The following is a 20,950-nucleotide window of genomic DNA, read 5'->3' as shown; positions in this document are numbered from 1 at the left end:
AGACGCGGCGTCTGTTTTTAAACGTTTGTTTTCAAGAGACGGTCCCCCCGCGGCGTTGTTGCGTGTATTTTTTCAATAGACTTTTAAACTGTCTCCTTCCCCCCGACATGGAAAAGGTTTTGATCGTGGGCGACGGGGCGAGGGAACACGCCATCGCCTGGGCGCTGGAGAGGTCAGGCGTTGTGATAAACGCCGTGGTGGGCCATAGGAACCCGGGCATCGAGGAGGTTGCCCGGCGGACGGGCGGGAGGCTCTACCTAGGCAGCCCCACTGACCCCGGCACGGTGGTTAAAGCCGCTGAGGACTCCTCGCCGGATCTCGTCGTCATAGGGCCTGAGGAGCCCCTATTCGCCGGCGTGTCCGACGCCCTACGCGAAAGGGGCTTTAGGACGCTGGGAGCTTCGAGGAGGCTGTCCATCATAGAGATGCGTAAGGACTTCGCCCGATCTCTGCAGTGGAAATACGGGGTGCCCGGCAGGCTCATATACGGGGTGTTTAAAGACGTGGAGGAGGCCTACAGGTTCAGCAGATCCGTGGGGGCGGTGGCCATAAAGCCGATTAGGCAGGCCGGCGGGAAGGGGGTGAGGGTGATATACGGCGACGCGGCGTATCTCGACTTCGACGAGGTGTATAGACGAGGCGCCGAGGACGTCTTGAAGCAGCTGGCGGGGTACAGAGACGTGGACACGGCCGTGTTGGTGGAGGAGGCGGTCTGGGGCGTAGAGTTTACCGTACAGGCGTTAACCGACGGGGAGAGCATGTTCTTCTTCCCACCTGTCCAGGACAACCCACACGCCTACGAGTACGGGGTGGGGCCGGAGTGCGGCGGCATGGGGACGGTCTCGCCTCTTCCCTTCCTAGAGGAGGGCGAGGTGGAGGAGGCTAAACGCGCGGTGGAGCTCACAGTGAAGGCGCTCGGGGAGGAGCTGGGCGAGCGGTACGTGGGCGTGATCAGCGGGCAGATGATGCTCACGGCGCGGGGCCCCGTCATAATTGAGTACTACAGCAGGCTGGGGGACCCCGAGGCGCTCAACGCCCTATACCTCTACGGGGGGGACGCCTACACGCTGTTTAGCCTAGCCGCCGACGGCAAGCTCCACAAGGCCGAGAGGAGGTTTAGGGAGGAGCACACCGTAGTTAAAGCCCTAGCCCCCCTGGGCTATCCGCACAGAAGAGACGTGGCCAGGGGGAGGAGGATATACGTCGACTGGGACGTGATCAAGAGGGAGGGGTGCCTCGTCTTCTTCTCGTCCGTCGAGGAGAGAGACGGCGCCTACGTTACGCTCGGCTCCCGGGCGCTGGAGATCCTCGCGCCGGGGAGGACCGCAGAGGAGGCATACCAGAGATCCGAGAGGTGTATGTCGGCCGTGGGGGGAGACGGCGTCTACTACCGCCGCGACATCGGCTCGCCTGAGTACATGTCCTCCATGGCGGCTAAGGCGGAGAAGGTGAGAGCGGTCTACAGGTGGAGGAGGGAGAGGGGGCTCGGCGGGAGGGTGGTGGTGTGGGAGCCTGGGGTAGGGCTGAGGGAGTACAAGCTATGAGGTACCTCGTCTACTTAAACATAGCCTACAAGCGGGGCATCAGAGACCCCGAGGGCGAGGCCATTCAGAGGGAGATCTTCGAACGGCGTGGCGTCAGCGCGGAGGTGAGGGCGGGGAAGTGCTTGATAGTCGCCGTGGAGGCCGCAACGCCGGAGGAGGCGGGGGAGAGGGCCTTGAAACTGGCGTGGGATCTGCGCCTGGGCAACCCCAACGTCCACGTGGTGGAGGTGGTTAAGGTGGAACATGCATAAGGTGGCTGTTTTGAAGTTCCCGGGAACCAACGGCGACTACGACGTGTTAAGGGCTCTGGAGCTGGCAGGCTTGAGGGGGGAGATAGTGTGGTATAGGGACTACGCCGCGGGGAGATACGACGCGGTGGTGCTGGCCGGCGGCTTCAGCTACGGGGACTACCTAAGGGCGGGGGCCATAGCGGCGCAGACGGAGGCGATGGAGCACCTGAGGAGAGATGCGGAGGGGGGGACCCCCGTGTTGGGCATATGCAACGGCTTCCAAATACTGGTCGAGACCGGTCTTCTCCCAGGGGCGCTGGCTCCCAACGAGCCTCCCGGCTTCATATCAAGGTGGATACAGGTGGCCGTGGTAGACGTGAAAACTCCCTTCACCCATCTGTACGAGCCGGGGGAGGTGGTGTATATGCCCATCGCACACGGCGAGGGTAGGTACATACCGTCGGGGCCCTACACCCAAGCCTTTAGATACGTGGAGAACCCCAACGGGTCTCACGACGCCACCGCCGGGGTGAGCAAGGGCAACGTCCTCGGCCTAATGCCGCATCCCGAGAGGGCCGTGGATAGGGATATCTCCAGAGGCGGGGTCGGAGGCCTTAAGCTCTGGCTTAGCCTGAAGAGCTGGCTCAAGGGGTGACATGTCGGCGGGTCTCTTCGCGATATACAGCTTCGGGGGCTCCGTGGAGCTTTGGTCTATGGTATACTACGGCCTTAGGGCTTTGGCCAACCGCGGCGACTTCGCCGAGGCGTATGTGTACAACGGCGGGGTGGAGAGAGTCGAGGTGGACCTCTCCAGAGAGGTGGAGAGATCTCTCCGCGGATCTGCGGCGGTTGGCTGCGTGTCGCCCAACGGCGGCTGTTGTAGAGAGGTGGAGAACGGCGTGAGGTGCTCCACATGGGATGGGGAGACGTACGTCGAGCTGAGGAGAGACGGGGTCGTGGTGGCCAAACGCGGCGGTTCCCTGTGGCATCTAGCGCTCGGCGCCCACGGGTTCGACTACGCCATAGTTTCCACGGAGAGCGCCGCGATTGAGATCCTAGGCGGCGAGGTCAGGAGGTCTCTACAGCCGGGGGAGGCCGTCGAGATCGGCGAGCTGTATGTGAGGTCGAGAGGCGGCGGACCCCGCGGCCCGCTCTGCGCCCTCGAGTTTATATACACGGCGAGACCCGACAGCAGAATCGACGGCGTTGAGGTGGCCTCCGTCAGGGGGAGGATCGCCGGGGAACTCGCCAAAAAGATAGGCTACACGCCGGACGTAGTAGTGGGGATCCCCGAGACGGGCTCCTACTACGCGGCCCACATCGCCGCAGCGCTTGGGAAGCCGTATCTGCCCGCCTTCGTCGCGACGGCCAGGGGGAGGAGCGCCCTGTTGGACGAGGTGAGAGATAGGATGGCCGTAATACAGCTGAAGGCCAACGTCATAGAGTCGGCGGTCAGGGGGAAGAGGGTTCTCTTGGTGGACGACAGCATGATAAGCGGCATCACTATAAAGCTCGTGGCTCAGATGTTGCGGCAGAAGGCGGGGGCCCTAGAGGTGTACGTTGCCGTGGTGGCTCCGCCGTTGAGGAGGGCGTGTCCCTACGGCGTGAAGATGCCGCCGGAGAGCCACATGATCTACAACGCAGTGCCGCCAGATGTGGTGAAGGACGTGTTGGAGGTAGACGGCATAGTCCACCTATCTCCAGAGGAGCTGGAGGAGGCCTTGAGGGGGGCCGGGGTGGCCGTCTGCACCCTCTGTATGAGGCCCAAGCGATGAGGTACAGAGACGCCGGCGTTGACCTAGATAAACACTGGGCCGTTCACAGAGCCGTATCTCAGTATCTCGGGGGCGCCAGGGGGCTTTACACAAGCTCGGTGGAGCTCGGCGGCGCCGAGCTAACGCTCCACGTAGACGGCGTGGGGACGAAGGCGCTTCTCGCCCTTGAGCTAGACAGGCTTGAGGTGGCGGGGAGAGACTGCGTAGCTGTAAACGTAAACGACATAGTCTGCGACGGCTTCAAGCCGGTGGCGGTCGTCGACTACGTAGCGGTGGAGCCCCAACACCTCGAGAAGGTGCCCAGGGTCGTTGCCGGCGTCGCCTCCAAAGCCGGCGAAGTCGGCGCCCAGCTACTGGGCGGCGAGACGGCGGTGTTGCCGGGGGTGATCCACGGCATAGACGTGGTGTGCACGGTGCTTGGGGTGAAAGCCGCCTACACAAGGCCGCCCGCGCCAGGCGACATCTTGATAGGGCTCCCCTCCACGGGGCCTCACGCCAACGGCTACAGCCTACTACGGCGGCTGTTTAAGCCTGGAGAGGAGGTCTGCGGGAGGCCCGCGGCGGAGCTACTGCTGGCAGAGGTCGCCGACTACAGCGCCGTGCTAAACGCCGTGAGGGAGGGCGCGGCCGCCGGGGCGGTCCACATCACGGGGGGTGGGTACAGGAAGTTGAAGAAGGCGCTCGGCGGCTTGGGGGCGGAGGTGGCCTTCGACGTCCCCTGTCTCTTCAGAGAGGTGGTAAAGAGGGGGGTTGAGCCGCGGGAGGCCTACCAGGTTTTCAACATGGGCGTAGGCATGGTGGTCTATACGCCTAGGGACCGGCTCGCCGAAGCGCTGAGGGCCCTAGAGCCTCTAAATCCCAAGCCCATCGGCGAGGTAAAGCAAGGCGGCGGCCTACGGGTGAACGGCGTAGAGATCTAAAACAGCGGGCAAAGCCCTTCTCAGATACTCGATAAAGCCCGGTTGCTCCGCCAGAGGCGGGAGTAGACGTGTTCTACATCTGCCGTATCTCCTAGCGATTTCGTTGTATATGACGCCCCTCGTCAAAACCACCGGCGCGGCCGCGGCGACGCAAGGCGCAGACTCCACGTTCGGTTCGCCGTGGAGGAGGGCGACTGGCAGACCGGTGCCGCGGATCTGCCCCTCGGCGTCTGGCCCGTGGAAGATGTAGAGGTCGGCGCCCAGCCCCCTTAGGTACTCCACGAAACCCGGCCATCCGAGGAGCGGGGGGGCTTTAACGGCGGCTACCTCCAGCGCCTTCCGGTAGTCGCTTCCGTCTGCAATAAACATGGGAACCCCGAGCCCGCCGCCTCTGTATCTCGGCTCCGCCGCCTCTAGAAAGGCGTAGGACACGCCCAGGGCCTTGGCTATCTCAGCCGCCTGGGCGTTGTGCGTGGGGTCTCTGGAGCCGTGGAATATCAGCACTATGGCTTGTAGACGCATGCCGGGTCCTCCGCCAGCGGGTCTTTGAAGTAGGCGAAGGCCCTTGCCCTGGAGCCGCCGCATATGTCCTTGTACTTACACACTCCGCACCTCCCGCCGAATTCGCCGCGTCTCATCTTCTGGAGTAGCGGGTGATCCCTGTATATCTCCACCAGACTCCGTCTTCTGACGTTTCCCAGGGGGTATGGCAGAAAGCCGCTTGGGTACACGGTGCCGTCGTAGGCCACGAAGATTATGCCGAAGCCGTCGCGGGTGGGCACCACGGTGGGGTCGACCCCCCTCCTAGGCGGGCCCATCAGTTCGCCCAGCCGCTCCACTAGCTTTCTATACAGCGGGCTGTCGTAGGTCTTGCCCTCCAGCCTCTCCAGCTTCGCCCTCCTGTAGAACGGCGCCTCCACCGTCCTCACCTGGATGCCGTATGTGGAGACGTCCACCAGGAACTGCACAGCGGCTTCGTACTCCTCAGGCGAGATGTCCAGCTCCTCCCTCGCCCTCCCCGTCACTATGAGGAAGAAGACCTCCCACGTCTTGACCCCCAGGTCGGTGATGAGCTTAACCACCTCGGGGAGCTCGGGGAGGGATTTCCTCCACACGACGGTGTTTACCTGGACCTGAACCCCCGCGTCTACCGCCGCCTTGATAGCCGCCAGGGTGTTGCGGAAGCTCCCCGGGACCCCCCGGATCTCGTCGTGTGTCTCCTCCCTCGCCCCGTCTAGACTTATGGAGATGGCCTTGACGCCGTGCTCCCTTATGGCCTTGAGCGTCTCTGGGCTGAGGTTCGGCGAAACCGCAGGCGCAAGCGACGTGGGGACCCCCAGCTGGACGGCGTAGTCCACGAGGTCGAAGAGGTCGTTCCTCATGAGGGGGTCGCCGCCGGTGATCACCAGAAGCGGCTTGGGGTCGCCGAAGGAGGCCACCTGCTCTATGAGCCTCTTGCCCTCCTCCGTGTTCAACTCCCCGGGTAGCGGCCTCAGTATTGCGTCTGCCCTACAGTGTTTACAGGCGAGGGGGCAGGCCTTGGTGGATTCCCAAAACACGATGAGGGGGGCGCTGTGGAACCTCTCGATTAGCTCCCTAATCCCTCTCACGTCTACTTCCCGACTTGGCTTTTTAACTCTGTAAAGGCCTTTTCGAGAGCCGCCAGGGTGGTCTCCACGACGTCGCGGGTGTGCGCCGCCGAGGTGAAGTTAGTCTCGTACTGCGACGGCGCTAGATACACGCCGTGTTTAATGGCCAGCTCGTGTAGCTTGAGGTATAGCCGCTCGTCGCTTTCTCGCACGTCCTGCGGCGTTTTCACGTCCCCCCTCCTGAAGTAGAGCTGGAACATTGAGGCGATTTGTTTAACAACCACGTCGAAGCCGACCCTCCCGGCTATGTCCTCTATGCCCCTCGCCAGCCTCTCCGCGGCCTCGTTGGCGATTTTATACGGCTCCCCCCTCTCCAGCTCCTCCACGACGGCGAGCCCCGCCGCCACGGAGACCGGGTGGGCGTTGTAGGTGCCCGCGTTGTACACCGGGCCGCTGGGCGCTACCATGTCCATGACGTCTGCCCTCCCCCCGAATATGCCTATGGGGAAGCCGCCCCCCACCACCTTCCCCAACGTGGTCAAGTCCGGCCTCACGCCGAAGTGGCCCTGGGCCCCGGAAAGCCCAACTCTAAACCCGGTGACCACCTCGTCGAAGATGAGGAGGGCTCCCGCCCTCTCCGTCTCCTCCCTCAACGCCTTTATGAACTCCCGGTCTGGGATAATTAGGCCGTAGTTCGCCGCTATGGGCTCTACGATGACCGCCGCCAGCCTCCCGCCGACCTCCCTAACCGCTTTCACGAAGGCGTCGACGTCGTTGTAGGGCACTACGGCGGTGAGCTTTATGACGTCCTGCGGCACCCCCGCGCTCGTGGGGACCCCCCAGGTGGCCGCGCCGGAGCCCGCTTTCACGAGGACGTAGTCGTGGGAGCCGTGGAAGTTGCCGTCGAACTTGATGATGACGTCCCGCCTCGTGTAGCCCCTGGCCAGCCTCACGGCGTTCATCGTGGCTTCGGTGCCGCTGTTTACGATGCGCATTTTCTCTATGGAGGGCACGTGGGCTTTTATCCTCTCGGCGTAGGCGACCTCCTCCTCCGTGAGGAGGGCGTAGATCCACCCCCTCTCCAGCTGCTTCGCCACCGCGTTTTTTACGCGGGGGTGGGCGTGGCCTAGTATAATCGCGCCGAAGGCCATGCAGTAGTCCACGAGCCTCCCCCTGTCTGTGTAGAGGTAGGGCCCCGAGGCCCCATTGGCCACAAGGGGGGCGGCGAGGTGTTTAAGCGCCCTAGCTGGGGAGTTCACCCCGCCTGGGAAAACGCCCCTAGCTCTTTCAAATAGCATACTAGGTATTCCGAACAGTTTTTAATCTATTCGCAGTGGGGGGCGTGGGGAGGGTCTACATAGTGGGGGCTGGGCCGGGCGACCCCGAGCTTATCACGGTCAAGGGGCTTAGGCTTTTGGGAAACGCAGACGTGGTGCTCCACGATAGGCTGGTGGCGCCTGAACTGCTGAGGCGTGTGAAGCCGGGGGCGGTGGTGGTAGACGTGGGTAAAAGGCCGGGGGGCGCCGGCCCCACGCAGGCGGAGATAAACGAGATGCTTCTCAAATACGCGCAGCTCTACGACACGGTGGTGAGGCTCCACGGGGGGGACCCCCTGGTGTTTGGAAGAGGCTTCGAGGAGTGTGAATATCTGGCGGCCAGGGGGGTGTCCTGCGAGTTTGTCCCCGGCGTCACAAGCGGCTTCGCCGCGCCGGCCCGCTTCTACATACCCCCCGTGGTTAGAGGGACGGCGAGCTCCGTGGCTTTGACCACGGGGAGGGAGGACCCCTCGAAGGGCCTGCGCCAGGTGGACTTCAGAAAGCTCGCAGCGGCCGTCGACACCATCGTTGTATACATGGGCGCCTCCTCCGCCGCCGAAATAGCCTCGGAGCTCATCGCCGGCGGTCTGCCCAGGGATACGCCGGTGGCCGTGGTGAAATCGGCGTATTTCCCAGACGAGGAGCTCCGCCTACTGACGTTGGGCGAGCTCGGCCCGGTGCCAAACCCAAGCATCATAGTGGTGGGCAAGGTGGTGGAGAGGGGGGTTAGGCTATGGGAGACGGCGCGGAGGTTGTCGTAGTTAGAATCAAGGAGGGGGGTTGCCCCCCCGGCGTCCGCTGCCTAACGATAGGGAGGGTGGTCCCCCGGAGGGGGGTGGAGGTGCCCGACGGGGACTACCTCGTCGTCATGAGCCCCGCCGTGGCTCAAGCCGTAGATGTGGGGAAGCTGAGGCAGAGATTCCGCTGCGTGGTATGCGTAGGACCCTCCACGGCCAGGGCGGTGGGGGGCTGCGCCGTGCCGCGGGAGTACACCAGCTACGGAGTGGCGCGTCTGCTTAAGGAGCTGGCGCCCGGCAGAGTGGTGGTCTTGAGGTCCAGCGCCGGCAACGATGTACTGCGGAGGCTTCTCCCCGGCGTCGTGGAGGTGCCGGTCTACGACGTGGAGCTGGACCCGGCGAAGATACGGGCCGCCGCCGAGGCCGTGGCGCAGGCGAGAGCCGTTGTAGTGACGAGCTCCGCCGTGGCCGAGGCCGTGGCTAAGGCCGTTGATCTCGGAGGTAAGGTGGTTGTGGCGATAGGCGCCGTGACCTCCCAAAGGCTTGCCCAGCTGGGCATACGCCACATAACCGCTGAGGAGGCCACGATAGAAAAAGCTGTGGAGACCGCAAAAAAAGCCCTTATTTAAGGCCGATGAGCTGCTTAACGGCGTCCACCAGCTGGTCCGTGATGTGCGAAGTTGCGTTTTTGAAGCCAAGGATTTGGTTCACCGCGTTTTGAACCACGCCGGTTACCGTCAACGCGAAGGCGCTCACCAGCGCCACAGCCACGAGCAACAGCAACACCTCCTCCACAAGCACCGCGCCCCTCACGACATATATCATGCCTTATAAGCACATAAACAAGGTCTCCTCATAGGCGCAGGCCGGCAACTGTCGGCGGCGACTGCCTTGGGACAGACGGATACGCTCAAGCCCTCCCCAGGGGGCGGAGCAGATTTAAGCCAGCCAAGTGGATTAGGCATGCGCATCCCGCTCTGGGTAGAGGCCTCACGCTTGAAGGTGTTGGTGTTGGGGGGTGGCGCCGTGGGGACGCGGAGGGCTAGGTACTTCCACTCCGCCGGCGCCAAGGTCAGGGTTGTGGCCAGGGATATCGCGCCGGAGTTGCAGACGTTGGGCGTGGAGATAAAGCAGGCCGACCTCAACCACTACGACCCGGCGGAGGACATGAGGTGGGCCGACGTCGTAGTTATCGCCGTCAGCGACGCCGCCCTCGCGGAAAAGCTCTATAGACAAGCAGAGGCCCTGGGCAAGCTTGTAAACGACGCGACAGACGCCGCGCGTACACACGTGGTCGTGCCCTACGAAAGGCAGATTGCCGGGCTGAGGGTTGCTGTGACAAGCGAAGGCGCCGCCGGCACGCCGGCGCGGCTCTCCCTAGACGTGATAGAGGACTGTGTAAAGAGGAGCTGGATCCCAACCTTCTACAGGGCGTACAGCCAGCTGAAAAGCGAGGCTAAGACACACATAAAGGACGTAAAAACCCGGTTGCGCTTCTACCAACTACTGGCCGAAGACGAAAAATTTATGGAACTTGTAAAAAAGGGCGACGAGAAAGCCGCGGTCGAGCGGGGGAGGGAGATACTCAAGACGCTATGGGGAGAAAACCCGGTCTGAGGGATGAAGACGGCGTCCTGCACCGACTAAACGTGATGAGCCGCCAGTGTCCAAGAGGTGCCGAGCTCACCCTTTGCTGACCAAAAGAGGGGGGCCGCAGAGACGGCTTTAAACACGTCTCCTACGTAGGTTCCGGCTCTCCTCGTGGGAGGGGGGAGAGCCGCCGTCGGAGAGACTCATCAGCAGGCTCCGGAGCGCGATGTGCTTGTTGAAGTTGCCTGTCTTTATCCACCTTCCGCATGCCCTATATGGGGCAAGGACGTACAGCCCACGTCTACAGACGACCTCCTCCACCGCCGTGTAATACGGCTTAGACGCCACAACCACAACGGTGGATCTCTCGGCCAGTTTGTCCACCGCGTCGAGAAGCCCCACCGCCCTAGCCCAACTTTTTATCTCCTCGGGAGATCTCCCGCTCAGCGTTTCGTCGTAGGGCTCCAGCACCTCGTCCTCGCGCACCAGCCCATATCTGGCAGATATGATGTAGAGCGCGGCGGGGATACCCGCTGCCCTCGCCTCGTCCACCACCTTCGCTATACGCCTAACGGACGGCCCTCTGTAGAGCTCCCTTGCGGGGGCCGCCACGCCGAGCTTCTCAGCCGTGCAGTTGGTGACCACAGAATACACGGATAGGTTAATATAGGGATTTTAAAGTACAGCCCCATGGACCTCCTGGCCGCCCTTGTCCTCGGGGTGATTCAGGGAGTGGCCGAGTGGTTGCCGATAAGTAGCAAAACGCAGATAATGTTCGCCTCTCAAGTTCTCCTAGGCGCGGGGCCTGAGCTGGCCTACTCCCTGGGGCTCTTCCTCGAGGCCGCCTCGGTCTTAGCCGCCTTGATATACTTCAGAGGCGTCTATCTGGAGATCCTACGGGGGCTCCTGGGAGACGCCGAGGGAAGGAGGTGGCTTAAATACGTGGTGGTCACCACGGCGGTGACGGGCGCGGTGGGGATACCGCTTTATCTAGCGGCCAAGCGCTACCTCCTCCTAGGCGCAAGCGCCGGCTGGCTCATGATCGCGTTGGGCCTCGCCGTAATCCTCAACGCGGCCATCCTCCAGAGGGCCCGCGCCGCGGCTGGGCTAAAAACCTTCGGCGAAATGCCGCTTAGCCACATGGCGTTGGTCGGCCTAGCCCAAGCCCTCTCGGTTCTACCCGGCGTAAGCCGCTCCGGCATAACCACAACCACGTTGCTGTTGCTGGGATATCGGCCAGACGAGGCCTTCAAATCATCCTTCGTCCTAGTCCCAATCGCGGGCCTAGGCGCAACGGCGCTCGCCTACCTCTCAGAGGGAAACGCGGTCGCGACGCCGGAGGCCGCCACAGCCATGGCCGTAGGCCTCGTGGTAAGCCTCGCTACGATAAGGGCACTGCTCCAGTTCGCGAAAAGCAGACACGTGGCGTTGGTGAACATAGCCGTGGGAGCTCTGGCGATAGCCGGCGGACTCGCAAAAATACTTACGCCTTAAGCGACGCGACGTACCTCCTCGCCCCGTAGATGAGAAGCGCCTCAAGCGGGACTTGGGCCCACTTGACAAGTATCTGGCCCACTATGATCTGCGCCTCGGGGCCGAAGGCCAGCGAGATGAAGACCAGGGTGTCCACCGCCATCGCCACGAAGGAGGAGCTGTAGACCCTGGCGAGTATGTGGAGGCGGGGCCACTTGGTGACGATGTAGACGTCCACGGTGGAGGATATGAGGTAGGCGGCGAGGGAGGCAAGCGCAATCCTGGCGGAGGGGGCAATTACCGAGTCCACCACGGCGGCTCTCTCGGCGAACCACGCCGGCGGGGGTAGCTGTGCGGCGGCCCAGGCGGCGAAGGCCACCGCCGCCTGGAAGAAGAAGCCGAGCCTCACGGCCCTCATGGCGAACCCCCTGCCGAAGAACAGCGCCATGGCGTCCAACACGGCGACGTTAGTCATGAAGATGACGGTGCCGGCGGGGGCCACGCCAATGCCGTAGTCCACAAGCTTGTTGGCGATAAACTGCGCCGCCGTAAGCGTGCCGAAGAAGAGGCCTACAAGCACCGCGTCTATCCTCTCTCTCCACAGCCTAATAAGCGTCAGGTAGATTAGATACAGCGCCACCCCGTACGCCCACGCCTGAAGTATGGCGAACACACCCCGCCGCACAGACCCGGATAAAAACTTGGTGGAGAAGAGGGATTCCACGGCTCGACACACAACGTCTATAGAGACGCGGCGAGGCGGCGGAAGTCCCCACACATTAGCGGAGGGAGGTGGTACGCGCCTGGAAGGAAAGCAAGAATTTAAGGGAGGTGTTTGTACAGCCCGTGGACTTCCTAGTTGCCGTGAAAAAAACCGTGGAGCTACGGCTCTCCACCGAGCCCTCTCCCCCTCAGAGAACGGCGCCGCTCGTCGATTTCACGAAGGCCGTCGGGGACTTCGGCATAATAGCTGAGTACAAACGCGCATCGCCCCGCGGCGTGGTAAGGCTGGACCTCCCCCCCTGGGCCTACTTCGCGGAGCTCCACAGCTACGCCTCAGCCTTCTCCGTCTTAACAGAGCCCTTCTGGTTCCTCGGGGACTACCGCTTCATCCCCATCGCCAAGGCCTTCAAGCCCGTCCTCATGAAAGACTTCGTGATCGATAGGAGGCAGATAGAGGCGGCGTACGGCTACGGCGCTGACGCCGTCCTCATAATCTACCGGCTGGTGGAAAGGGAAAAGGCCATGGAGCTGGCCGAATACGCCCAGAGGCTGGGCCTCACCCCCCTTGTGGAGGTGGACAACGCGCAAGACGCCAGGGAGGTGGCCACCTGGGGCGGAAGGGTCGTAATCGGGATAAACGCCAGAGACCTCCGCACGCTTGAGACAAACCTAACCAGGGCCTTCGACATAGCTAAGTCGCTGAGGGGAGACGTGGACTACATAATAGAAAGCGGCATCTCAAGGCCGGAGGAGGTGGAGAAGGCCTGCCTCCTATATGCGAGGGGGGTCCTAGTGGGCACATCCCTCATGAAAAACCCCGCGCTGGCGAAGGAGCTCAAAGCCGCCGCGGAGAGGTGCCTCGCCAGGAGGTGATATGGACAAGGCGAAGGCGGCGCTTACATCCCTCCTGGCCGGCCTCGCGGTAACCGCGCTCAAGATCGTTGCATGGATACAGAGCTCCTCAGTAGCTGTTCTGGCCGACGCAACCCACTCAGCCGTCGACCTACTTGCGGTGGCCGTCACCTACATCGCCGTCAAAGCCAGCCTAAAGCCCCCCGACGAGGAGCACCCCTACGGCCACCACAAGGCGGAGACGCTGGGCGGAATAGGCGGCTCCCTAGCGGTAATGGCCTCCGCAGCCTTAGTGGCCTACGAGGCTTTTACCAAGCTCCTGCGTTGGGAGCCCTACACGCCGACCCTCCTCGGAGCCGCCGTGATGGCAGTCGCCATGGCGATAGACCTCAACAGGGTGCTGGTGTTGCGCAGGTTCAGAGGCGTCTCCAGAGCGCTTGAGGCAGACGCCCTCCACTTCTCCACAGACCTGGCATCCTCAGCAACGATACTAGCCGCGCTCCTCCTAGGAGCAGCCGCCGCCTCCCACGCGCCGGAGGCCTTCGCCATATGGGGCCCCGCCGTAGACGTCGCCCTTGGCGCCGCGATAACGGCCTACTTCACAAGGCTAAGCCTATCCTTGCTCAAGACCTCAGTGGTGGAGCTACTCGACTACGCCCCGCCAGACGTCGTCGCGAGAACCCGCCAGCTCGCCCTCGGAGTCGACGGGGTACAGTCCGTCAAATCCGTAAAAGTTAGAAAATCGGGAAGCGTCTACCACGCCGACTTGACAATCACGGTAGACGAAAACCTAACGGTTAAAGAGGCACACGAGATAGCGGACCAGGTGGAGAAAACCCTCAGGAAGGAGCTTGGGGGAGAAGTGGTAATACACGTGGAGCCACAAAAAACTACTGAGGAGACTCCTTCAGCTGCTTCTCGATCTCCTCAAGAGCCTTCTGGACCTCCTTCTCGATCTCCTCGATAGGCTTCGGCGGCGGGGTGGTGGCGAGGGCGTAGCCGACCCACGCCAGTATCCCCAAAACGGCGGCCACAGCCGCGAAGGCAGTCAGCTGGAGGATAAACAACTGCCAGGGCGAGAAGAAGACAAGCCAGCCGTACAACACAATGCCGACAATCCCAGCCGCAACAAGCCCCAAACCCACAGCCTTATCTCTATGCATGGCCACAAAAACCCCCAGCTATATATACATTAAGGGTTATGTTGCTCTCAGGCTGTTAAGACGGCGTGGGCGCCCAGAGCGGACAGCTCTGGTGTAGAGTATAGCAGAGGACGTAGTAGAGGTAGCCGGCTAGGCCTATTGGAGCAGTGAGACCGAAGTATCCGAACCAGATCGCCACCACCTCGAATATAGATACCACGATTGACAGAGTGAGGGCCGTGGCTGCCGCCTCCTCAAGGGTATAGACCCCAAGCGCCATGGCGAGGCCGGGGTAGAAGGTGCTGTAGAGCGCCTTCTCCCCAACGATTACGCTGACCCCCTCGTCGTCCTTACCCTTGGCTATGAAGATAAGCCCCACGATGGACTCCGGCACCACCGTGGCGATGGGGACAAGGATTATGGAGAGGGCCAGCTTGTCTAGCCCGGCGGCGGCCCCCAGCTCCTTTATCCCTCCCACGAGCCATTCGGCGCCTAACGCCATCGCCAAAAGAGCCACCCCAGTCTGCGCCAACGGATTCCTAAGCCAGAGGGAGACGCCGGCTTTCTCCACCTCCTCCTCCCTAAGCATAAACTTGGCGTATAGGAAGTAGAGGACGAGGAGGAAGACCCCATACAAATTGCCGAAGACGCCGTAGCGCTCCGGGTGGAGAAACAAGATGGGCAAGAGGGGGATGGTGAACACAAGCAGGGGGACGGCCACAATACGGTGGACATGCGGAAGCTTGTACCTCCTCCTCCCCAGGGCCCACGCCGTTATGCTCGTCAAAATGACGACGGGGTAGATCACGGTAGCCGCCATAAACGGCTGAGCCACAATAGACCCCCAGGCGATCTCCGCCTGCCCCCGCAGAAGCGCCACGGTGAAGACGGCCAGCTCGGGGCTTGAGGTTATGATGGGGGCGAAGATGGCGGCGACCCCCACCGCCGCGCGCCTATACCTCCAAGACATGTAGTGCACCAGCTGCTCGATCAACAAGCCGGCGAGTACCGTCAGCAGAATACCGACGACGACGCCAAGAGGTCCAATAGACGGCACCAGAGACACCTCGGCGGCGTGACCAGGTCCGGATCCTCCGACCTCTGCCATAGAGCCGCGCAAAGAGGCGGTTTAAAAGGTTGGTGGACCGGCCGGGATTCGAACCCGGGATCTCCCGCGCGCGAGGCCTACGCGGGGGCAGACCCCCTGGGCATCCTTCCGCTAGACTACCGGCCCTTGCCACCAACATGCAGAGGTTAATAACTTTTTCGTGCTTCACATGCTGTGCACAGCGCTGTTGAAATAACAGAGGATTTACACCAGTGCCGTGCACAAGGCTTAAATATCCCACACGATCCTACCGCCATGGCGGCGAAAACTCTCTACCTGGCGGCCGCCCTGCTGGCCATCGCGGCGGTTGCCCAGACGACGACCAAGATAGTGGTATCGTTTCCCGCATACAACGTCGTGCTCAGCGAGGCTTTTCCAAACGCAGACGTCGTCCTCATCACAAAGGGAGCATCGGACCCACATGAGTACCAGCTGACGGCTGAAGATCTGCAGATGCTCAGTAGCCTCACCCCACGCGACGTCGTCGTCCTCTCCATGCACGCCCCCTTTGAGCAGAAGATAGCCGAGATGGCTAGAGACGGCCAGATAAAGGCCAAGGTCATAGACCTCACAAAAATCCAGCAGTATCTAACATACGACAACGGAGCGGTGAACCCCCACGACCACGGCATATACCCGCCCAACGTCCTCAGGCTGGTAGCCGCCGTGGCAAACGCCACCGGGCTAAGGCCGGACCTGGCCTTCCTACAGAAGCTACGGGAGCTCAACTCGACATACTGCTGTAGATTCAGTGGAAAAGCCGTGGCCCTGACGCCAACCGCGCAGTATATACTCTACTGGCTTGGATACAGAGACATAGCCGTCCTCATCAAAGAGCCAGGCGTGCCACCCACCCCGCAAGACCTCCAGAAGGCCCTCCAATACGCAAAAGAGGGCGCCCCAGTCCTAGCCGCCGTAGTGCGCGGAGAAGCTCTACGCATAGTAGACCAGTTTAGACAGAAGGCCCAGGAAGCCGGAATAAACCCAAACATAATCACGGCAGACTTCTCCAAAAACTACATCCAGACCCTAGAAGCCGCGGTCAGACAAATAGCGGCCGCCCAAACGCCCACGGCCACCGAAACCACAGCCAAACAAACAACGCAACAGAACACAGAGGCTACCCAGACGGCGCACACAGCCGCCGGCCCAGAGCCGACTATCCCAATCGCAGTAGCCGCCACAGCCATCGTGCTACTCGCAGTTCTACTCCTCCTCAGGTGGAAAAAACAATAGGCTTTTTCCTCCGTACCCGGCACAGGTTCTCCTCGCCCACGTGCGTGAAGCTACTGCAGATAATACAGCCCGGGCAACACCCTCAAGCCCCACCAGAGACCAGCCCCACTCCAGAGCCATCTACTTACGCTACCAACCCTCAGCCTCATACAGCGGCATATAAAGGCGGCCTCCCGCCTCCTCATTGGCGTTATGTCTATATGTGGCCGTGGGGGGTGTGCTATGGACTCCATGGCGCCGTTGCGCAGGAGGATCTCAGAACAGCCGTGGACAAGGTAGTGGAGAAGCTAAGAGAGGGCAAAAAGCTCACCACGAAGGACATCTCCCTCCTATACCTCGGCACCATCGTAAACGAGCTGGGAGGGATAAGAGGAGAAATAGCGCGGTTGGAGCAGAGGATGGAGGAAATGAACAAGAGAATAGACGAGACAAACAAGAGAATCGACACCACAAACCAGAGAATTGACGCGGTGGCGGAGATCTTTAGTATGCGGATTGATGCCCTAAGCCAGCGGATCGAGGACACCAACAAGCGGATTGACGCGCTGGCAGACAGCCTAAACAAGCGGATAGACACGGTGGCGGAGAGCCTAAGCAGGAGAATTGATGAGACAAACAGGCGGATTGACGCCCTAAGCGCCCGTATAGACGACGTGCAGAAGACCCTTCTGGAGATCCAGCGCCTCTTAATGGAGCTGCTGAAGACTATGCAGACCTAGCCGACTGCCGTTTTTCTCCGCGGACCCGCCCCCGCCGTCTTGTGACTGCGGCCGGTTCCCGGGCATTTCGATAAGTTCTAGGCGGTCTGCGTGGCCCTCCGCAGTTTGGACTTCCGTACAGCTCCCCCGTGGCCTATCAAAGTTTTTATGGCGTTTCTAGCTGTGGCGCATGGAGGAGGTGATCTACAGGGGGAGGAAGTTCACGCTCGTGAGAAGGGCGAGGCAGGTCGGCGGCGGCGTTGTGTGGGGCGAGTACCTCGTCCACCCGGGGGCGGTGGCGGTGTTGGCCCTCAACGGCGGCAAGGTGCTGTTGGTTAAGCAGTTCCGGGGGGCGCTGGGCCAGTGGACGCTGGAGGTGCCCGCGGGGACGCTGGAGCCCGGGGAGGACCCCGGCGAGGCCGCCGTGAGGGAGATGGTGGAGGAGACCGGCTACAGACCGCTTAGGCTGGAGCACCTCCTCGACTTCCACCCAACCCCCGGCGTCTCCAACGAGCTTATCAGGATATATTACACCGACGCCCTGGAGCACGTCGGCGTTGGGGGGCGGGACCCCGGGGAGGTGGACATGGAGGTGGTGGAGGTGAAGCCGGCGGAGCTCCTCGGGATGGTCGACAGAGGCGAGATAAAAGACGGCAAGACCATCGTGGCGGCCCTCGTCGCCTGGAAGAGGGGTCTACTGAGGGCCTGAGGCGGCGAGCGCCCCCTCAGCCTCCACAAACGCCTCGGCTAGGCGCCGTATAGCCGGGTCGCTAGACAGCTTATACAGCCTCACGCGGCCCACATATTTCACCTCCACCACCCCGTACTTCACCAGCTGCTCCAGTTGCTCCGACACAGCCTCCTGAGTTGCGCCCACCCTCCTCGCCAGCTCGGACATGTTCATCTCGCCGAAGAGCCACAGCGCCATCACGATCTTGATCCTGGTGGGGGACCCCAAAACTAGGTCGATCACGGGGGGAAAAAGGGGGGTTGTTTATTTCTTCTTGCCGATTAGTCTGTATACTTTTATGCCTGTGTAGGGGGATTTCGCTACGGCGAATATCATCGGCCCTCTGGCGGTCTGCTTCTCCACAGTCTCGTACTGGTCAGTCTCAAACGCCTTCTTGGCTTTTATATCGTAGAACTTCAGCTTGTGTTTCATGCCCACACCCCCGCCACCTCTTTAAAAAGACGTCGGCTATTTTAAGAAAATACGAAACAGAGCCGCCCGAGCAAATATCCACAGCCTATATATCTCCACATCCGGCAGAAGACGTGATAGTTCTTACACAACGATACGGGGCTCTGCCGCTGGAGGAGGGATGTATAAAGCTCGTTGGGGCCGCGCCGGCGTTTACGCGTGATAGCTGCGCCGGCCGCTACCTCCTGGTGAAGAGGGGGGCCGGGGTGTACCTAGAGAGGCGCCCCGTCAAGCCCGAGGGCTTGGCCTTCTACATCGCCGTCGGCCCCCCACGCCGCGTGGAATACGCCGGAGGGGGCTTCAGATTTGGGGACGGCCTAGACCTCTTCCACGGCTTCGCCAAAAGGGGGCTCTGGAGGGAGCTGACGCCGTCTCTCCACGCCGCCGTATCCACATACGCCGCGAGATGCGCCTACTGCACGGCACACATAGAGGCGGCGTACAGCAGAAGGCCGGCCTCCTCCAGAGCCCCGGGGGTGTATATAGAGGTGGAGGGCCGCGCCGGGAGGTATAGGGCGGTGGCGGTCTCTCTGCCGGGCCGCTCCAACGCCTTTAGAGAGGCCGTGGCCAAGCTTCTAGACGAGGCGGAGGCCATATACTCCATAAGGCTGGGGGCCGCCGTCGATACCCCGCTAGACCTCTACCTGCAACCGCCCGTCCCCCTCTATAGGCTTGCCCCCGCCCCGGCCATCGCCGCCGTAGCCAGAGGCAATGGCTAAGGAGGTGAAGAGGAGCATCAGAGAGCGGATATGGCGCCTCATGGAGGAGAGGGACATAGCCTCCTTCCCCCGCCCCGTCTACGGGAGGATCCCCAACTTCAAGGGGGCTGAGAGGGCTTGCCAGAACCTGACACGACTAGGCCAATTCGCCGACGCAGCCGTCGTGAAGATAAACCCCGACGCGCCGCAGAGGCCCTGCCGCGAGGCGGCCCTAGCCGCCGGCAAAACAGTGGTGATGCCTACGCCTAGGATAAGAGAGGGCTTCCTCCTCCTCGACCCACGCTCTATACCGAGGGAAGCGTATAGAGAGGCGTCGACGATCGCGGGCGCCTTCAAGTGGGGGAGGCCCGTGAAGCCCTGGCATCTGCCGGGGGTAGACCTCGTCGTTGTGGGGTCGGTGGCGGTGAACCCGAGGACCGGCAGAAGGGTCGGCAAGTCCCACGGCTACGCCGAAATCGAGTGGGGGATCTTGACGGCCTTCGGCAAGGCGGGCGAGGGCACCCCAGTTGCCACCACCGTCCACGACGTGCAGCTGGTGGAAGACGACATACCCAGGGAGCCCTTCGACCTGCCCGTGGACGTCGTAGCCACCCCTACGAAAACGATCTTCGTCAGAAGGGCGGACCCGAAGCCCAGCGGCATCTACTGGGAGTACGTCACGGAGGATATGCTGAGAGAAATCCCGCTCCTCTCCGAAATACGCAGAAAAAACGTTTTTATCTAGACTCGAAAAAGTCGTTATGTCTTGGAGGGTGGCGATGACCATAGCCGGTTTAGACTCAGGCGGCGGCGCGGGGATACACGCAGACGTGAAGACCTTCGCGGCGATGGGGGTCCACGGCACCACGGCGCTGACCTGCGTAACCGCACAAAACACATACGAGGTCAGGGAGGCCCAGTGCCTCCAGCCGCCGCTCGTGAAGGCGCAGATACTGGCGGTTTGGGACGACATGGGCATAGACGCGGGCAAGACCGGAATGCTGGGGACAAGAGAAATAATCGAGGAGGTGGCCGCCACGGTCTCCAAGCTGGGCTTCCCCCTGGTGGTGGACCCCGTAATGATCGCGAAGTCGGGCGCTCCGCTGATATCTGAAGACGCCGTAGACACCCTCAAGAGGAGGTTGCTCCCAGTGGCGAAGGTAGTCACGCCCAATAGACACGAGGCGGAGAAGCTGACCGGCATAAAGATAACCAGCGTCGCGGAGGCGAGGAGAGCCGCGGAGGTCATACACAGGGAGTTCGGCACAGAGGTGGTGGTGGTCAAGGGAGGCCACCTAGACGCCCCGGAGGCCGTCGACGTGGTGTACATAGGCGGCACCTTCCACGAGCTGGCGACCCCCCGCCTAGACTCGCGGGCGACCCACGGAACCGGTTGCTCCTACTCCGCCGCCATAGCCGCGGGGCTCGCCAAGGGCCTACCCCCCCTGGAGGCCATAAAGACCGCAAAGCGCTTCATCTACATGGCCATCAGATACGGGGTGGCCAGGGGAAAGGGCCACTGGCCCGTCAACCCCATGGCCTGGCTAGAGATGCCGGCGGAGAGGTGGAGGACGTTGGAGGAGCTGAGGGAGGCCCTAGAGGCCGTGGAGAGGCAAGCCGAGGTCTTTGCAAAGGCCATACCCGAGGTGCAGACGAACATAGGATACGCCATAGACCCCCGCTACGCCACGACGAGAGAAGACGTCGCCGCGGTGCCCGGGAGGATAGTGAACTACATGGGCCGCGCCAAGCCCTCCGGCCCGCCCGCCTTCGGCGCAAGCGACCACATAGCCAGGAAGATACTGGCGGCGCTGGCGAAAGACCCCCAGGCCAGGTCGGCCATGAACATAAGGCTAGACGCGGCGTACATAGAGAAGGCGAAGAGCCTAGGCATGACAATAGCCTACGTAGACAGGAGGAGGGAGCCGGAGGACGTCAAGAAGAGAGAGGGAGCCACCATGCAGTGGATCATCGAAGAGGCCTATAGACAGACAGGGGGAAAAACGCCAGACCTAATAGTGGACTGGGGAGACTGGGGCAAGGAGCCCATCATAACCGTACTGGGGAAAACCCCAAGGGAGGTGGTAGAGAAGGTCCTTCGACTCATACGCTAAATCT

General features: G+C 61.9%; 27 protein-coding genes and 1 tRNA gene. 17 read left to right on the top strand and 11 right to left on the bottom strand.

Going from position 1 to position 20,950, the window contains the following annotated elements; translation table 11 throughout:
* Positions 1-107 precede the first annotated feature (107 nt).
* Genes purD through TNEU_RS09620 form a run of 5 tightly spaced genes read left to right on the top strand, consistent with a single transcriptional unit; the run spans position 108 to position 4,469 of the window.
* Positions 108-1,544, top strand: a complete 1,437-nt coding sequence (gene purD / locus TNEU_RS09640) for a phosphoribosylamine--glycine ligase (RefSeq protein ID WP_012351241.1) — start codon at positions 108-110, stop codon at positions 1,542-1,544.
* Positions 1,541-1,795: a phosphoribosylformylglycinamidine synthase subunit PurS gene (locus TNEU_RS09635; RefSeq protein ID WP_012351240.1), complete on the top strand. Its 255-nt coding sequence runs from the start codon at positions 1,541-1,543 to the stop codon at positions 1,793-1,795. The genes purD and TNEU_RS09635 overlap by 4 nt, the downstream gene beginning before the upstream one ends.
* Positions 1,788-2,429 carry a phosphoribosylformylglycinamidine synthase I gene (gene purQ, locus TNEU_RS09630; RefSeq protein ID WP_012351239.1) on the top strand — a complete coding sequence of 214 codons (642 nt, stop codon included), beginning with the start codon at positions 1,788-1,790 and terminating at the stop codon, positions 2,427-2,429. The genes TNEU_RS09635 and purQ overlap by 8 nt, the downstream gene beginning before the upstream one ends.
* A 1-nt stretch (position 2,430) precedes the next feature.
* On the top strand, positions 2,431-3,549 hold the full coding sequence (locus tag TNEU_RS09625; protein WP_012351238.1) for a phosphoribosyltransferase family protein: 1,119 nt from the start codon (positions 2,431-2,433) through the stop codon (positions 3,547-3,549).
* Positions 3,546-4,469 (top strand): phosphoribosylformylglycinamidine cyclo-ligase, encoded by a 924-nt coding sequence (locus tag TNEU_RS09620; RefSeq protein ID WP_012351237.1) that lies wholly within the window; start codon positions 3,546-3,548, stop codon positions 4,467-4,469. Before TNEU_RS09625 ends, TNEU_RS09620 begins: the two co-directional genes overlap by 4 nt.
* On the opposite strand, the gene TNEU_RS09615 is transcribed toward TNEU_RS09620, so the two are convergent.
* The 3 genes from TNEU_RS09615 to hemL are packed head-to-tail and all read right to left on the bottom strand — an operon-like array spanning position 4,443 to position 7,356.
* A complete protein-coding gene (locus TNEU_RS09615) occupies positions 4,443-4,991 on the bottom strand; it encodes a sirohydrochlorin chelatase family protein (RefSeq protein WP_012351236.1) in 549 nt (182 codons plus the stop codon). The two genes, TNEU_RS09620 and TNEU_RS09615, sit on opposite strands and share 27 nt — an antisense overlap.
* Positions 4,973-6,079 (bottom strand): TIGR04053 family radical SAM/SPASM domain-containing protein, encoded by a 1,107-nt coding sequence (locus TNEU_RS09610; protein WP_012351235.1) that lies wholly within the window; start codon positions 6,077-6,079, stop codon positions 4,973-4,975. Before TNEU_RS09610 ends, TNEU_RS09615 begins: the two co-directional genes overlap by 19 nt.
* A 2-nt stretch (positions 6,080-6,081) precedes the next feature.
* Positions 6,082-7,356, bottom strand: coding sequence for a glutamate-1-semialdehyde 2,1-aminomutase (gene hemL / locus TNEU_RS09605; RefSeq protein ID WP_012351234.1), 1,275 nt, complete (start codon positions 7,354-7,356; stop codon positions 6,082-6,084).
* A gap of 44 nt (positions 7,357-7,400) precedes the next feature.
* On the opposite strand from hemL, the gene cobA reads away from it, so the two are divergent.
* Complete coding sequence (gene cobA / locus TNEU_RS09600; protein ID WP_148682446.1) at positions 7,401-8,135, top strand: uroporphyrinogen-III C-methyltransferase; 735 nt, start codon at positions 7,401-7,403, stop codon at positions 8,133-8,135.
* Positions 8,108-8,740, top strand: coding sequence for a uroporphyrinogen-III synthase (locus TNEU_RS09595; RefSeq protein ID WP_012351232.1), 633 nt, complete (start codon positions 8,108-8,110; stop codon positions 8,738-8,740). Before cobA ends, TNEU_RS09595 begins: the two co-directional genes overlap by 28 nt.
* Here the strand turns inward: TNEU_RS09595 and TNEU_RS09590 are convergent.
* On the bottom strand, positions 8,733-8,936 hold the full coding sequence (locus TNEU_RS09590) for a hypothetical protein (protein WP_012351231.1): 204 nt from the start codon (positions 8,934-8,936) through the stop codon (positions 8,733-8,735). The two genes, TNEU_RS09595 and TNEU_RS09590, sit on opposite strands and share 8 nt — an antisense overlap.
* Before the next feature lie 138 nt (positions 8,937-9,074).
* On the opposite strand from TNEU_RS09590, the gene TNEU_RS09585 reads away from it, so the two are divergent.
* Entirely contained in the window at positions 9,075-9,728 is a 654-nt protein-coding gene (locus TNEU_RS09585) for a precorrin-2 dehydrogenase/sirohydrochlorin ferrochelatase family protein (RefSeq protein ID WP_012351230.1), read from the top strand.
* 108 nt (positions 9,729-9,836) lie between these two features.
* Here the strand turns inward: TNEU_RS09585 and TNEU_RS09580 are convergent, their stop codons facing one another.
* Entirely contained in the window at positions 9,837-10,355 is a 519-nt protein-coding gene (locus TNEU_RS09580) for a DUF6884 domain-containing protein (RefSeq protein WP_012351229.1), read from the bottom strand.
* Between the two features lie 36 nt (positions 10,356-10,391).
* On the opposite strand from TNEU_RS09580, the gene TNEU_RS09575 reads away from it, so the two are divergent.
* Positions 10,392-11,195: an undecaprenyl-diphosphate phosphatase gene (locus TNEU_RS09575; RefSeq protein ID WP_012351228.1), complete on the top strand. Its 804-nt coding sequence runs from the start codon at positions 10,392-10,394 to the stop codon at positions 11,193-11,195.
* Here the strand turns inward: TNEU_RS09575 and TNEU_RS09570 are convergent.
* Positions 11,185-11,847 (bottom strand): queuosine precursor transporter, encoded by a 663-nt coding sequence (locus tag TNEU_RS09570; protein ID WP_012351227.1) that lies wholly within the window; start codon positions 11,845-11,847, stop codon positions 11,185-11,187. The two genes, TNEU_RS09575 and TNEU_RS09570, sit on opposite strands and share 11 nt — an antisense overlap.
* 173 nt (positions 11,848-12,020) lie before the next feature.
* Here TNEU_RS09570 and TNEU_RS09565 point away from each other — a divergent pair, with 173 nt between their 5' ends.
* Together TNEU_RS09565 and TNEU_RS09560 are read left to right on the top strand one after the other, a co-directional pair.
* The gene (locus TNEU_RS09565; RefSeq protein ID WP_012351226.1) at positions 12,021-12,770 is read left to right on the top strand and encodes an indole-3-glycerol-phosphate synthase; all 750 of its coding nucleotides are present in this window, start codon (positions 12,021-12,023) and stop codon (positions 12,768-12,770) included.
* 1 nt (position 12,771) lies between these two features.
* Entirely contained in the window at positions 12,772-13,716 is a 945-nt protein-coding gene (locus TNEU_RS09560; RefSeq protein WP_012351225.1) for a cation diffusion facilitator family transporter, read from the top strand.
* On the opposite strand, the gene TNEU_RS09555 is transcribed toward TNEU_RS09560, so the two are convergent.
* The 3 genes from TNEU_RS09555 to TNEU_RS09545 form a co-directional block, all read right to left on the bottom strand.
* The gene (locus TNEU_RS09555; protein ID WP_012351224.1) at positions 13,640-13,912 is read right to left on the bottom strand and encodes a transcriptional regulator; all 273 of its coding nucleotides are present in this window, start codon (positions 13,910-13,912) and stop codon (positions 13,640-13,642) included. The genes TNEU_RS09560 and TNEU_RS09555 overlap by 77 nt on opposite strands.
* Positions 13,913-13,967: 55 nt before the next feature.
* Complete coding sequence (locus TNEU_RS09550; RefSeq protein ID WP_012351223.1) at positions 13,968-14,999, bottom strand: sodium:calcium antiporter; 1,032 nt, start codon at positions 14,997-14,999, stop codon at positions 13,968-13,970.
* 30 nt (positions 15,000-15,029) lie between these two features.
* Positions 15,030-15,125, bottom strand: a tRNA-Ala gene (locus tag TNEU_RS09545).
* Positions 15,126-15,254: 129 nt separating this feature from the next.
* Here TNEU_RS09545 and TNEU_RS09540 point away from each other — a divergent pair.
* From TNEU_RS09540 to TNEU_RS09530, 3 genes are all read left to right on the top strand, one after another.
* Positions 15,255-16,235: a metal ABC transporter solute-binding protein, Zn/Mn family gene (locus TNEU_RS09540; protein WP_012351222.1), complete on the top strand. Its 981-nt coding sequence runs from the start codon at positions 15,255-15,257 to the stop codon at positions 16,233-16,235.
* 266 nt (positions 16,236-16,501) lie between these two features.
* Complete coding sequence (locus TNEU_RS09535) at positions 16,502-16,954, top strand: coiled-coil domain-containing protein (protein ID WP_245521959.1); 453 nt, start codon at positions 16,502-16,504, stop codon at positions 16,952-16,954.
* A gap of 169 nt (positions 16,955-17,123) precedes the next feature.
* Complete coding sequence (locus TNEU_RS09530) at positions 17,124-17,642, top strand: NUDIX hydrolase (protein WP_012351220.1); 519 nt, start codon at positions 17,124-17,126, stop codon at positions 17,640-17,642.
* Here the strand turns inward: TNEU_RS09530 and TNEU_RS09525 are convergent.
* Together TNEU_RS09525 and cc1 are read right to left on the bottom strand one after the other, a co-directional pair.
* Positions 17,628-17,906, bottom strand: coding sequence for an ArsR/SmtB family transcription factor (locus TNEU_RS09525; protein WP_012351219.1), 279 nt, complete (start codon positions 17,904-17,906; stop codon positions 17,628-17,630). The two genes, TNEU_RS09530 and TNEU_RS09525, sit on opposite strands and share 15 nt — an antisense overlap.
* Positions 17,907-17,927: 21 nt before the next feature.
* Positions 17,928-18,095, bottom strand: coding sequence for a DNA-binding protein CC1 (gene cc1 / locus TNEU_RS10345; RefSeq protein WP_012351218.1), 168 nt, complete (start codon positions 18,093-18,095; stop codon positions 17,928-17,930).
* Between the two features lie 113 nt (positions 18,096-18,208).
* Between cc1 and TNEU_RS09520 the strand changes: the two genes are divergently transcribed.
* The 3 genes from TNEU_RS09520 to TNEU_RS09510 are packed head-to-tail and all read left to right on the top strand — an operon-like array spanning position 18,209 to position 20,946.
* The gene (locus tag TNEU_RS09520; RefSeq protein ID WP_012351217.1) at positions 18,209-18,853 is read left to right on the top strand and encodes a hypothetical protein; all 645 of its coding nucleotides are present in this window, start codon (positions 18,209-18,211) and stop codon (positions 18,851-18,853) included.
* Entirely contained in the window at positions 18,846-19,577 is a 732-nt protein-coding gene (locus tag TNEU_RS09515) for a 5-formyltetrahydrofolate cyclo-ligase (protein WP_012351216.1), read from the top strand. The genes TNEU_RS09520 and TNEU_RS09515 overlap by 8 nt, the downstream gene beginning before the upstream one ends.
* Positions 19,578-19,593: 16 nt before the next feature.
* Complete coding sequence (locus tag TNEU_RS09510; protein WP_148682445.1) at positions 19,594-20,946, top strand: bifunctional hydroxymethylpyrimidine kinase/phosphomethylpyrimidine kinase; 1,353 nt, start codon at positions 19,594-19,596, stop codon at positions 20,944-20,946.
* The last annotated feature ends 4 nt before the right edge of the window (positions 20,947-20,950 follow it).

Origin of the sequence: Pyrobaculum neutrophilum V24Sta (assembly GCF_000019805.1) — an archaeon.
GTDB classification, from domain to species: domain Archaea; phylum Thermoproteota; class Thermoprotei; order Thermoproteales; family Thermoproteaceae; genus Pyrobaculum; species Pyrobaculum neutrophilum.
This window is presented reverse-complemented; position numbering and strand designations above follow the sequence as displayed.